The sequence below is a fragment of the Halobacteriovorax sp. DA5 genome, from assembly GCF_002903145.1.
Lineage (GTDB): Bacteria > Bdellovibrionota > Bacteriovoracia > Bacteriovoracales > Bacteriovoracaceae > Halobacteriovorax_A.
Genome location: NZ_PPDJ01000003.1, coordinates 403426 through 416485, shown reverse-complemented (window position 1 = coordinate 416485; position 13060 = coordinate 403426). Strand labels below are relative to the sequence as shown.

The 13060-nt window shown below is 35.8% G+C and carries 14 protein-coding genes; 7 read left to right on the top strand and 7 right to left on the bottom strand.

Going from position 1 to position 13060, the window contains the following annotated elements; all coding sequences use genetic code 11:
* Nucleotides 1-32: 32 nt before the first annotated feature.
* The 3 genes from C0Z22_RS08690 to C0Z22_RS08680 all read right to left on the bottom strand — a co-directional run bounded on the left by C0Z22_RS08690 (nucleotide 33) and on the right by C0Z22_RS08680 (nucleotide 1866).
* Nucleotides 33-557, bottom strand: a complete 525-nt coding sequence (locus C0Z22_RS08690; RefSeq protein ID WP_103217970.1) for a hypothetical protein — start codon at nucleotides 555-557, stop codon at nucleotides 33-35.
* Between the two features lie 87 nt (nucleotides 558-644).
* Nucleotides 645-1388 (bottom strand): helix-turn-helix transcriptional regulator, encoded by a 744-nt coding sequence (locus C0Z22_RS08685; protein ID WP_103217969.1) that lies wholly within the window; start codon nucleotides 1386-1388, stop codon nucleotides 645-647.
* 133 nt (nucleotides 1389-1521) lie between these two features.
* Nucleotides 1522-1866 (bottom strand): rhodanese-like domain-containing protein, encoded by a 345-nt coding sequence (locus C0Z22_RS08680; protein WP_255407616.1) that lies wholly within the window; start codon nucleotides 1864-1866, stop codon nucleotides 1522-1524.
* Between the two features lie 142 nt (nucleotides 1867-2008).
* Between C0Z22_RS08680 and C0Z22_RS08675 the strand changes: the two genes are divergently transcribed.
* The 7 genes from C0Z22_RS08675 (at nucleotide 2009) to fumC (ending at nucleotide 8902) form a co-directional block, all read left to right on the top strand.
* Nucleotides 2009-2542, top strand: coding sequence for a beta-lactamase hydrolase domain-containing protein (locus tag C0Z22_RS08675; RefSeq protein WP_103217967.1), 534 nt, complete (start codon nucleotides 2009-2011; stop codon nucleotides 2540-2542).
* Between the two features lie 71 nt (nucleotides 2543-2613).
* Nucleotides 2614-3585 carry a cytochrome c peroxidase gene (locus C0Z22_RS08670; RefSeq protein ID WP_103217966.1) on the top strand — a complete coding sequence of 324 codons (972 nt, stop codon included), beginning with the start codon at nucleotides 2614-2616 and terminating at the stop codon, nucleotides 3583-3585.
* A 98-nt stretch (nucleotides 3586-3683) separates the two neighbouring features.
* Nucleotides 3684-4772 (top strand): methyl-accepting chemotaxis protein, encoded by a 1089-nt coding sequence (locus C0Z22_RS08665; RefSeq protein ID WP_103217965.1) that lies wholly within the window; start codon nucleotides 3684-3686, stop codon nucleotides 4770-4772.
* 214 nt (nucleotides 4773-4986) lie between these two features.
* On the top strand, nucleotides 4987-5493 hold the full coding sequence (locus C0Z22_RS08660) for a hypothetical protein (RefSeq protein WP_103217964.1): 507 nt from the start codon (nucleotides 4987-4989) through the stop codon (nucleotides 5491-5493).
* A 52-nt stretch (nucleotides 5494-5545) separates the two neighbouring features.
* A complete protein-coding gene (locus tag C0Z22_RS08655; protein ID WP_103217963.1) occupies nucleotides 5546-6409 on the top strand; it encodes a DUF4423 domain-containing protein in 864 nt (287 codons plus the stop codon).
* 8 nt (nucleotides 6410-6417) lie between these two features.
* On the top strand, nucleotides 6418-7368 hold the full coding sequence (locus C0Z22_RS08650) for a hypothetical protein (RefSeq protein WP_103217962.1): 951 nt from the start codon (nucleotides 6418-6420) through the stop codon (nucleotides 7366-7368).
* A 145-nt stretch (nucleotides 7369-7513) separates the two neighbouring features.
* Complete coding sequence (fumC, locus tag C0Z22_RS08645) at nucleotides 7514-8902, top strand: class II fumarate hydratase (protein WP_103217961.1); 1389 nt, start codon at nucleotides 7514-7516, stop codon at nucleotides 8900-8902.
* 5 nt (nucleotides 8903-8907) lie between these two features.
* Here fumC and C0Z22_RS08640 read toward each other — a convergent pair whose 3' ends face one another.
* The 4 genes from C0Z22_RS08640 to C0Z22_RS08625 all read right to left on the bottom strand — a co-directional run bounded on the left by C0Z22_RS08640 (nucleotide 8908) and on the right by C0Z22_RS08625 (nucleotide 13017).
* On the bottom strand, nucleotides 8908-9390 hold the full coding sequence (locus tag C0Z22_RS08640; protein WP_103217960.1) for a hypothetical protein: 483 nt from the start codon (nucleotides 9388-9390) through the stop codon (nucleotides 8908-8910).
* Between the two features lie 15 nt (nucleotides 9391-9405).
* A complete protein-coding gene (locus tag C0Z22_RS08635; protein WP_103217959.1) occupies nucleotides 9406-11427 on the bottom strand; it encodes a TonB-dependent receptor domain-containing protein in 2022 nt (673 codons plus the stop codon).
* Between the two features lie 79 nt (nucleotides 11428-11506).
* On the bottom strand, nucleotides 11507-12100 hold the full coding sequence (locus tag C0Z22_RS08630; RefSeq protein ID WP_103217958.1) for an energy transducer TonB: 594 nt from the start codon (nucleotides 12098-12100) through the stop codon (nucleotides 11507-11509).
* A 101-nt stretch (nucleotides 12101-12201) separates the two neighbouring features.
* Nucleotides 12202-13017, bottom strand: coding sequence for an isoprenylcysteine carboxylmethyltransferase family protein (locus tag C0Z22_RS08625; protein ID WP_103217957.1), 816 nt, complete (start codon nucleotides 13015-13017; stop codon nucleotides 12202-12204).
* Nucleotides 13018-13060 lie beyond the last annotated feature (43 nt).

The following is a 13060-nucleotide window of genomic DNA, read 5'->3' as shown; positions in this document are numbered from 1 at the left end:
GAAAGGCGCCACGTAAGTGGCGTTTTTTTTTATTAAGACTCAAATTTTACATTGATATTTATTTTTGAAGCATCCTTAGGCTCAAGTATTAGATAGCGATCATCTTCACCAACAACTCTCCCCTCGACTTTTAAATTTTTATCATCTTTTTTCTTTAAAGAAGTAATCACTTTCAAAATATCAGAATTAAAATCATTTTGAATAATAACATGATCTTCTTTTACTTCAACAACGAGAGACTTCTCTACTTTTATAACACTCTCTTTTCCATCTACAAGTATCTTTCCATTATCAATATTTACCAATTCATCTTTACCATCAACATCGACAATACCAGCAACTTTAACTTTTTCATCCTTACCGTCAACCGCTATAAAGTCCCCTAGGATATTCACTTTTTGCTCTTTTTCATTAACTTTAATTGCTCCCCAGAAAAGAGAAAGTGTAACTTTACCATCGTCATCTTTTGAATACTTAAAAGAAGAAAATACAGCTATCCCCAGAACAACAAGGCAAATAATTGCAATTATGCCAATAGTATTTAAAAAACCACTCACACTCACTCCTCAAAGATTTCTATAAACTTATTGAGATATAGCAACCTTGAAATTAAATAACATTAGTTAACTTTAATCATGAATTATTTACTTAGTGAATACGTAATCCGCTGCTCTAAAGTCAGAGGCCATATAAGTCATGAAAGTAATATTTTCAAGATTCTCTTTACCATACAGCAGCTCTTCTCTCTTTGACCTCTTAGCAAATTCCGATTGCACATCATCCAGGGCCTTAAGATAGTCCAATACTGATTCCTTCTTTAGATAAAAACTTCCCCTAGAACCATGTGACGTCTTTTGTTCCATTTGAAATTGATCTTGAGCATACTTGAAGAATGCACGATCAATATTGAAGCTGACTAGAGCACCTAACTTCGCAGAGATATTGATATCACTCCATTTAAACAGGAGTTTTACGCGATCCTTTTCTCCTAATTCAATAAGATTAACCTTATCTAAATCTCTTAGCATTGAAAGACATTCATTCTTATCGAGTCGATGTTTTGAAGCTATTTTCTTCCAATCGCCATCGACAGAAAGCAGCTCAGTAAAGAAGTGATAGATAATTGGTTTCTTTAAAAATAGAGCTTCTTGTTTATCATTGATTTTTAAAGTTGATTCTTTTGAATTCTGAGCAATGGCAAAGAGATCTCCTAGATCAATATTAATAACATCACAAATTTGATCTAACTTACTTATAGAACAATCCTGACTTGCCATAAGCTTCTTAAGGCCAGACTCTGACATATCAATTCGGGCCGCCAGATCCTTATAATTAACCTTACGAACCTTCATTACTTCTTTTAGTGCAACAAATACGTCATTTCTCATTTCATTCTCCTTGCTATTAAGTTAATGAAGAGAAAGTAGTTCAAGCGAGAACTATTTTAAATACTTATCACAATAGTACCAATATATGGTACTTCAATAGTATTTTAGGGTAAATATTATCGATTTTCGGCCATTATCTTCGCTGTAGAATGCGGGATAATGCATGTACACCACCAGCATTGACTACATTCTTAAAGCCGAGTCTTTGAAGGTGTAATTTGGCCATTGCACTTCTTCCACCTGAAGCGCAGTAAACAATGACAGACTTGTTCTTATCAAGCTTTTCATAGTCAGAGGCTAGTCGATCAATTGGAATATTTACTGAGTTAGGAATTGAAAATGAGAGAAACTCACCTTCACTACGAACATCGACTAGTTGATAATCATTAGAATTCAATATTTTTTCGACCTCCTTTTTGGACTTGAAAAAGCGATATACTCGCCACAAGACAAAAGCAGAGATAATAATAAAAACCATATTGTGTCGTATAAATTGAATAAGTTCTTGCATATAAAACATCCTATTCCACTATCTTGAAGAATTATTTGATGTAGGTCAAATATCATTTAATAATTTGGAGGTATGATTAGTGAATTATAAATAAAAAAAGGAATAATATATGAAATCAATCACATCACTTCTTGCAATAATCATTACGGCAATTTTCTTAACAGCTTGCTCAACTTCTAATAATTCGACAAGCGAGCCACTTGTAATGAATTATGAAGAGGCCAAGGTTGTTGGAAATCTAGCAATTGCTCCGCAACCGACGAAAATGACTCTTAGTAAAATCAAAAAAGATGGTTATGAAATGGTAATAAACCTAAGAGGAGAAGATGAATTTAAAGGATATAACGAAGAGGCAACGGCAAAAATGCTAAATCTTCAATACCATCGAATCCCATTCTTTAATAAGAAGAGCGAAATTGATGCTAACTCACTTTATCAAATATCAAAACTTATCGATGCTAATAAAGACAAAAAGATCTATATTCACTGCTCAAGCGGAAATCGTGCAGCAGCTTGGTATCTAACTCACCTCTACCAGTATGAAGGAATGACTAAACAAGAAGCAACAGAACTTGCTCGCAGAACAGGACTAACAAAAGCACCTCTTGAAAACAAGGTTCTTAAATATCTAAATGAGAAATAATTCCTATTTTAGATTTTAATAAATCTTATATAATAAGTAGATAACGCTATATTTTTAAAGAGGGAGAAGACATGAAAAAGTGTATGCTTTTAGGTATGTTCGTACTTGCTGTAAGCTGTAACAAGCAAGAGGTTAAACAATTTGATGATAAAGGATTACTTACTGAAATCGATGGAGTTCTAGCTCCACTACCAGCTTCTCTAATTGATACAAAATCAAATAAGGATCTTATTCATCTAGGTAAGACACTTTACTTTGAAAAGAAGTTATCAATTAATGACACCATCTCTTGTAATTCATGCCACAAGCTAGATCAATTTGGTGTTGATAACCTACCAACATCACCAGGTCACGACGGAACTCTTGGAGGACGTAACTCTCCTACTGTTTATAATGCAGCTTTAAACTTCCTACAGTTTTGGGATGGTAGAGCGAAAGATGTTGAAGAGCAGGCACTTGGCCCTATTTTAAATCCAGTTGAGCATGGTCTTGCACAAGCATCAGATGCGATGAAAAAAATCGATACACAAGAGTACCGCGAGCTTTTTGAAAGAGCATTTGGAAATAAAGAAGCTTTCAACTTTAATAATGTTGGTGTTGCAATTGGTGCTTTTGAAAAAACACTATTAACACCAAGTCGCTATGATGAGTACTTAAATGGAGATCACTCAGCTCTTAGCTACCAAGAAAAAGTTGGTTTAAAAAAGTTTAACGAGATTGGATGTACAACATGTCATGATGGTGCCAACGTTGGTGGTGGAATGTTCCAAAAACTAGGACTTGCTGAAGAGTATCCGACTAAAGATGAAGGTCGTTTTGAAGTAACTAAGAATGAAGATGATAAGTTCTTCTTCAAGGTACCTACTCTAAGAAATATCACAAAGACAGCTCCGTATTTTCACGATGGAAGCGTAAAGACTCTTGATGAGGCCATCACTATTATGGCCAAGCACCAATTAGGTGTAGAGATCTCTGCTGAAGACAGAGAAAGTATCAAGGCCTTCCTTGGTTCTCTTGAAGCTAAAGCTTTACCAAAACTATAATTAATAAGGGCGTGAATTTTCACGCCTTTTTTCACTTTTCCTGATAATAATCATCTAAATCCTATTAAATTTATCTAGATAACTCCGATAATTAAAATATGGGTATTCTAAAATTTAAGACATATTTCAAAAAAGAAGAACTAGAAACACAACCGACTCAAGAGTATATTGAGCTTACGAATAAGTTAGCAAGTACCCAAGGGAAAGTTCAAGAGCTTGTAAGTCAGAATGACTTTCTTTTGCAAAAGATTGCACTGTTAGAAACAGAAAATTACAAACTGAAAGACGGGCTTTCGCAAATTCAAAAGAATTTAGCAGACTCAGTTGGAAATAGCACCCAAGCACTAGATAAGTTGACTGAAGTAGATGCTTCATTTGACAGTATTAGAACAGACTCGAAAGAAATTCTTGAAGACGTCTCGAGCCTTAAGAATAATATGGAATACACTTCAAAATCTTCACTTAATATTGAAGAAGGAGTGAAAGATATCCTTGAAGCAATTGAAGGAATTTCAACAATTGCCTTCCAATCAAAACTACTCTCTTTTAATGCTTCTGTTGAAGCTGCTCGTGCAGGAGAAGTTGGAAAAGGCTTTACTGTTGTTGCAGAAGAAGTTCAAAAGCTTGCAACATCAACAACTGACCTCCTTGAAAATATTAGAAGTAAAACGGATTCTTTTATCTCGATCTCAAAGCAGCTGCAAAGTTCAGCAAATGAGTCTCTTAATAAAACAAATCACATCAACGATAAAATTAATCAATTTGATGAAAGTATTTCTCAAACAACTGTTAAGAATAAAGATGCCCTCTCAGATATTTCAGCAACTAATGATGAAGTATTCATGAGCTTAGCAAAGCTTGACCACGTTATTTGGAAAATAAACACTTATATTTCAGTCATCGAAGAAAGGCCTGCCTTTAACTTTGTTGATCATCATAACTGTCGTCTTGGAAAGTGGTATTACGAAGGAGATGGTAAGGCCAGCTTCTCTCGCCTATCAAGCTTTCCTTGCATTGAAGGCGATCATGCGGCCGTTCACTCAGGAACCAAGGTCATTTTTAACTATCTAGACGATGTTAAGAATAATATCGATGTTATTACTGACGGCTTTCAACAAATGGAAGATGCCAGTGAAGAAGTTTTTAGAGGACTTGATCGAATCCTGGCCGAGAAGAAAGAAAGATAAAAATTTACCATTTTAACTTCTACAATATTTCAAGAGCTTGTCGCTCACACTAAGGGTGACAGGCTTCTCATCGCAATCCAGGATTCACAACTTGTGAAAACATAGTTTGCCTTATCGTGAAATTTTATTTACAAAATCTCTGCCGCTACATAGTTTTAGTTTAGACTCAAAAGACATGATTCAACTGAATCAAGCTAACTATAGGGAGAATTAAATGAAAAAACTAATCACGTTTATTGCCGCATTATTTGTAACGACATCAGTATTCGCTGGTATGCCTAATGAAAATGATTCATGGGAAACAATTAAGGATAACTTTATGAAAGTTACTTTCAATGAACCAGCACTTAACCTAGATAATGGTGGAGCAATCTCAGTATTCTTTGGTTGTATTGATGGTGACACAATTAGAACAAAGAAAATGCTTAAGAGATGTGTTGAATGGCAACACCGTGGTGGCGATAGAGATAGTATCTGTACAGCATATACTAGCTTCTACGGAAGAGCAGAGATCGTTACAGAAAGAGAAAGATGTGTAAGATGGAAACTCCAAGGAAGAAGAGATGGACGTGATATCTGTCTAGAATATGAAACTTATTCATATACTCACCCACTTTCATACGACATCGATGTACACAAAACACTTCACGGTAGAAGACACGATAACAAACTGGGTAGAAAACTATTTACTAAAAATTACACAATTGAAGCTTGTGAATAATTAAATACTATAGAAGGCCCTTTTATAGGGCCTTTCTTTGATTAGGGCAAAGATGGAAGAAACACAAAAAATTGAAGATCCAAGAGTTTCAATTTTCGACTTTGAAAGTTATTGTGATTTCCTAATCAAGGCTGGGATGCCAGATGGCCTCTATTCTCACACAGCAAATAATCTTAAAACATGGGCAAATCGACTTGGTTATAAATCACCAAGTTCATTAACAATGGTCATTAAGGGACAAAGGCCCCCTAGCCTCGAAATGATCAACGCTCTTTGTGAAGATCTCCAAATGAATATGAAAGAGAAGCAATATTTTATGCTTCTTGTTCAACTAGAAAAAGCTCAAAAGAAAAATAAAGAAACAAAAGAAATTTTAGAAAAAATTGCAGCGATTAATCCAAAAGATAAAGCAACTGCACTTAGTTTAAAAGAGTTCAATGCTATTAGTGATTGGTATTATCTAGCAATCAAACAACTTATTTCGATGCCTTCTTTTATTGAAGAAGAAGAGTGGATCTACCTTAAGCTCAGAAAGAAAGTTGCTATTAATCAAATAAGGTACGCTATTGAGACAATGCTTGAAACAAAAACAATTGGTAGAAACGATGACGGGCGCTTGATTGTTTTAAAGGAAGGTCTTATTACAACCAACGATGTACCCAGCTCAGCAATTAAGCGACATCACTACGGTATGATAAACAGAGCGCTAGAAGCAATACAAGAACAACCTGTTGATGAGCGTCAGATCACTTCGGTAACAATGAAAGTGAAAGAAAGTGATGTTACTGCAGCAAAGAAATATATCTTCGATTTTATAAAAGACTTTAATGAAAAATTTTCAACAAACGAAGCAGATAATCTCTACCAATTAAATACTCAATTTTTTTCCCATACTGGGAAAGTCGTTAAGCACTAGGAAAAATAATGAAAAGTTACTTAATTTTGTCAGTAATACTATTTTCAAATTATATATTTTCAAAAGAACTTGAAAGGCTAACCCCTTCTCAGAGTTATATCTTAACGAAGAATTTTAATAAAGAATCAAAACCGATCATGGATGCATTGGGTTCTGGTGATATTGTTGGCAATGGCTCAGGACTGATCGAACAAAACTTCAGCTTTGCCTATCTTAACCTTCAAAGAGCAATCTTTAATTGCCTCTCAAATAAATACGAGTGCCAAATCGATGCCCTAGAAGAAGCAGTTTTAAGAGAGATCAATCAGTTATTTATTAATAAGATCTATATGAAAAGACCTCTTATTTTTGTTAGTAAGGAATATGCAGGAGAATTCTTTCATAATAATGATGATATGACGGCACGTATTGCTAAAACGGGATTCAATCAGCAAAGTCATATTTTTATTAATCTTGAAGAGTCAGAAATTATAGCTAATGACATTCCTGCCATGATTAGTATTCTTATTCACGAATTAGGACACCAGATTGGAATTATTAGTCATAGCTACCTAGATCAACTAGGTACTAAGGTAAGAAATCAATGGGATTCGAATTGGCAATCATATGAAATTAAGATAGATGAACTTCCTCTTACACTACGATTATTTTCAAATGCAAAAAGTTATATCAGCTCAAACTTAAGTTATAGCTACGATGGGAAAGTTAAACGTTTAGATCATCATATCTACAAGCAATTATCTTGTGGAGATGAAGAAATAGTTTACGGGTTTAATTTAAGTAATGGTCACTGGCAAAGGCCAAACTATAATGAGACAAAGTCAATTTTTAGAATGAACTTTTGGTTAGATACATATTGTGAGAGTCCAACTAGTCAAATGAGAATTAAGCAAAATGACCTATCAATTGAATTCACCTTCAAAGATGGAGAGATTCAAGCAAGAGCGTTTATATTCTAGAGTGAACCTCTCCAAGATATTAAAGCGTTCAATAAGAAAGTTGAACTTGATTTAGGGGCCATAGGCTTTCCATACTTAACCTTTCTTAAGGTATGGCCGGCCATGCTTCTGTACTAAAATCTTAACAATAACAGAAGGGATTGTGATGGAATTTAGAATTGAGACAGATAGTAATGGTGAAATAAAAGTTGAGTCTTCTCGCTACTGGGGAGCACAAACTCAACGTTCATTAGAGAATTTTAAGATTGGTAAAGATCACTTTACACGTGAGATGATACGAGCACTCGGTATTCTTAAAAAAGGTGCCGCTCTTGCTAACCTAGAACTTGGAAAACTTTCAAAAGAGAAAGCTGCTCTCATTACACAGGCAGCTGATGAAGTTATTGCAGGAAAACTTGATGAGCACTTCCCTCTTGTTGTTTGGCAAACCGGTTCTGGTACTCAGACAAATATGAACGCAAATGAAGTTATCTCTAATCGCGCCATAGAAATAAGTGGTGGCATCATGGGATCTAAAAAACCTATTCACCCTAATGATGATGTCAACAAGTCGCAGTCATCAAATGATACCTTCCCTACAGCAATGTATATTGCAGCTGTTGAGCAAATTGAAGACCGATTAATTCCATCACTCGATCGCTTGACCACAACTTTCGAAGAGAAATCTAAAAGTTTTCAAGACATCGTAAAAATTGGAAGAACACACTTAATGGATGCAACTCCACTTACTCTTGGACAAGAGTTTTCCGGCTACACGGCACAACTTCAAGGTGCGAAAAAAGACATACTCCATTCGGTAGAAAACTTAAGAGAGCTTGCTCTAGGTGGAACAGCAGTTGGAACGGGACTTAATACACATCCAGAATATGCAAAACTAGTGGCGCAAAAAATCTCTGAAATCTCAGGAAAGAATTTTGTGACGGCCCCAAATAAATTTGCATCCCTTGCAGCACACGATGCACTTGTTGCAAGTTCTGGTGCCATGAGAAGACTTGCAACGGCCTTGTTGAAAATTGCAAATGATATTAGGTGGCTTGCCAGTGGACCGCGCTGTGGGATTGGAGAAATTTCAATTCCAGCTAACGAGCCAGGCTCATCAATCATGCCAGGAAAGGTAAACCCCACACAATGTGAGGCCATTACGATGGTATGTGTACAAGTCCTAGGGAATGATACCGTAATTGGCCTTGCAGGATCTCAAGGAAATTTTGAGCTTAATGTTTATAAACCAGTTATGATTCACAACTACCTTCACTCCCTCACACTACTTGCGGATTCAATGGATTCTTTTAATAAAAATTGTGTTATTGGAATTGAGCCAAACCATGAAAATATTGAGAAACATCTAAGTAACTCTCTAATGCTTGTGACGGCTTTAAATCAGCATATAGGCTATGATAATGCTGCCAAGATCGCAAAGAATGCACATATTAAGGGAACGACTCTTAAGGAATCAGCAATTGAGTTAGGACTTCTAAGTGCTGATGACTTTGATAAATTTGTTGTGCCATCTAAGATGACACAACCTTTATAAAAAACTTACTGTTTATTATAGTGATAAATTGGTGAGCCACCGGCTTCACGACATGTCTTATAATTTGTGAAAGTGTCTTTTACACTTAGGACAAGCTTTCCGTCGTTATATTCATAATCAAAGATTGATCCATTTGATTCAACACCAAAGTGTTGCTTCTTTAAAATACCTTCCCAAACACCAAGGTTACACTTAACTTTAGTCATTTCAAGTCCACCTTGATACTGACCTGGACCAACATATTTAAAGTCACCTGAATTAACCTGAGTACAATTTAGTAAGTACGGTGCCCACTTTGCACTCTTTGCAACTGCAGTCATTTCAGCTTTTTCTTCTTCTACCTTAAGAGTCACATTATATCTCATAAATGCACCACCAAGCTTAAGCGTCTCACCTGTCGTACACTCAATACGATCAAGTAGATAAGTTCCCTGTGGAATAGTTGCAAATACTGATGTTACCATTAAAAAGGCTAAAATTGTTTTCATTTGAAACTCCGTTTATTAAAAATGTTTTATTTTGTATTGAATACTCATTTTAAAATTTCGTCCAACTTCATTAATATATGAGCCGTGTCGACGATATGATTTATCAGTTAAGTTATCAAGTCTTGTCGTAAGCTTCAGTCCTTCAAGAGCTCCTGAAACAAACTCTTTCGAAGCAAAGATATTGTGAAGTGTATAACCTGATGTTGCCGTTGTTCTCTCAAGTGATGCCGGATTCACTCGATCTTGCCTCATGGCCATAAGTGCATCATAACCAAGCTTTATGCCATATTGATCAAGATGATAGTTGAATCCAAAAGTATAAGTATTTGCTGGCATATTAGAAAGCCACATATTCCTTGAGTTATCCCAACCGACACTTCGAGAATAACTAGCGGCAAACTCAATTTGATCGTAAAGATATCTAAGATCAAACTCTTGTCCATAAAGAGTCACCTTATCTCGGTTAACAAATTGAGTTGTTCCATTTTTTCCATCAAAAATGGCATAGTCGATAATTTCTTGATCGATATAATTTCGGGCCTTTGATACATACCCACTTGCCCTAAACGTAAGAAGATCTAAATCAGAAAAAAGTTGTTTCTTAAATTCAGTTCCAAACTCGACTGTATTTGATGTTTCAGGTTTTAGATCTAAATTTGTCACAAAGTAATTATCTGCAATAAAGAATCCATCTCCCGGGCGGTGCAGTCCTGTTGCATAGACTTCTTGAACGTCTGGCGAGTTAAAACCTTGTGAAAAGTTAGAAAAGAAATTAAAACCATTGTACTCATAATTCACTAAGATTTTTGACGAAAGATTATTATCTTTTACATCTTTAAAATTAGAATCTTTAGATTCAAGCTTGTAATCACTAAAGCGAATTCCCGGAGCAACAGTTAATCCACTAGCTTTATAATTAAGTTGTGCGAATGTTGCCGCTTCAGTAATTTGTCCATCAGGATAATCAGAGACACTACCTTTTGAACTTTTTCCTGTTACTTTATCAATTGTTGCATCTGCCCCAATAACAAGCTTTAGGTTGTCTCTAAATTCAATATGATCTTTTAGGCGTGCTCCAAGCGTTTCAATATTACGCTCTTCTTTTCGTCCATCACTATCGCGTTCTTGCGTATTAAACTGCTCAGAATAATAAATATTTCCGACAGAAGACTTTCTTTGGTAATCTAATCCAATTGTTTCACGCTTAATGATCGTCTTACCATGTAGTGTTGTTAAGTCACTAGGTGGATCAAGGGTTGCATTTAATGGTGACTCATCCTCAAGACTATAAAGCTCTCCACTTAATTTTAATTTCTGACCTTTTCCAAGATCAAAAGTGAACTTTGAAGAAATATTATAATTTTCAAAAGCTGAATTCTTAAGAGTTGTCTTATCACTTAGCTTAAGGTCTTTTGAATCTTTGTAACTAGCACTTAAGAGATAGTCGCTCTTCTCCATTAGTCCAAACGTCTTCAAAGACTGGGCATTCATATTAGAAGCTTCTTCAAAAGAGTACTTGATGATACTTCCAGAATTCTCACCGGCCTTTAAATAGTCGCGTCCGTCTTTCGTTGTAAAAGACATTCCACCACCGAGGCTGATTCCTTGAGAGTAGTCAGTATTTGATTTGAAGATATCAACTTTTTTAATGCTATCTGGATCAACTGCAAGATGAGAGTAATTATGATTAGAAAAATAAAAAGTTTGTTTTACACCGTCGATGTTTACAAATAACTTATTTGCTTCAAGGCCACGCACTTGTGGAGTCTCACCAATTGCTCGTGGGCCACCTTTAGTCGTGGCACCTGATGTATTTTTTAGAACGTCATCAATACTTTGTGCAACTTCATCCTCTAACTGATCAGAATTAATTTCTTCTTGTAGTCCTAGGGCAGAGTTTTGCGTATTTTCAAAAACCTCTACTTCATCGGTAATATAAATCGACTCAAGACGATTTACGTCTTGCGCAAGAACTATTGAATTTGTGAGAAGGCCAAGAAAGACTAGATTGTATTGGCCATCAAACTTTTTTATCATGCAGGCAAACTATCATATTTGAACTGATTTTTGGAATGGTTTTAGTAAAGAAGTTAGTTTTTACAGTGCGTTATTGTTGTTACAATAACTCATATTTAATTGGAATAGCGACCTTAAGAACTTCAGACTTTAGAAAATCTGGCATCTCAGGTAAGTCACCAAGGGCCTCTATTGTCTCAAGGGCCGATTTATCAAGGATTGCGTGACCACTGCCCTTTTGAATTTGAATATTTGAAAGATTACTTGGATAAGAAACCTCAAAGTAGATATCAACAATTCCTTGTTTTTTTAACATCTTAGCAACTTTTGGGTAACGCTTTTGGGCAAGAATTTGGTCTCTAATACTTTTAAGATACCTTGCCTTCTCATTGGCCTGACCTGCCTCAGTAACTTTTTGAATTACTGGTGCTACTTCTAGAGTCTGCTCTAATACTTTGGCCGACTTTACCTTTGGTGCTTGTTTAGAGCGGGCCTTTTTTTGGACAGGCTTCTTAGGCGATTCGCTAATCTTCTTCACCTTCACTAAACGTCTAACTTGAATTGCCTGTGCCTTATTTGCAGAAAAATGCGTGTTAAGAGACTCTAACTTCGAAGATGAAGCTGCCCCAAATATCAATAGTCCGTGAATTCCTATCGAAATAATTGTCGAATAGAGAAAACGATTCCTGCGCATAGCTCTTATTATCACCAAATAGGACCAAATTCACAAATGCTTTCGTATTCATGAAGTTTTTTCAATAAACATGAAGGAGTCAAAGACTCCTTCACTATTTACTATGCTGCTTTTTTCGTTTCATCTTCATCTTTATTTTGTTTATTTTGTTTAGACTCACTGGCCTTGATATCATTTGGCCCAATCATATCAAAAGTAGGAACAATTGTTTTTACACGACTTCGATAATCCATGTATCGCGTCCCCCATTGCCTAACAAGATCCCTTTCTTCAACTGAAACGCCTGCGATAATATAGGCAGAGAAAATTCCGCTAAACATAAGATGATCAACTGTCATTTGAGGAGTAAACCACATACCGATAAGTGCACCTGTCATGATTGGGTGGCGATCAAAACTGTACATCCAACTTTCTTGAAAAGGCACACGATGAAGCGGCTTGCCTTGATAATAGTTATAAGTTTGCTCAAGACCAAACAGTTCAAAATGATTTAAAGCAAAGCTTGCAACAAAAAGGTAAGCCCAACCAGCAACACCGATACTCATAATGAGAGTCGAGGCAATTGAGTTTTCAATATTCCACAGAACAACTCCATTTTTAGGCCAAAATAAAATAGCACAATGAAGTGTTATACCCGACATCAGAACATAGAGCGATCTCTCTGCCGCAGCTGGAATATATTGATTAATAAATCTTTTAAAAGTCTGCCTTGCCATTACTGTATGCTGGATCGCAAATAAACTAGTAAGCCCGATGGCAATTGCAAAGGCACTTCCCACAGAGTCTGTTGTATAGTTTACAATTCCATACTGAAAAGGAATTAGCCCCAGCATACTACCAATCCAACCGACAAGCGCAGAAAAGCCTACTAAGTAGCTAATCACTCCGAATGTTAAAACACCTGTTTTGTTCGTCATATTATCCTTCCTATGTTGTTGTGAGTTTCTTCATTATAAATTG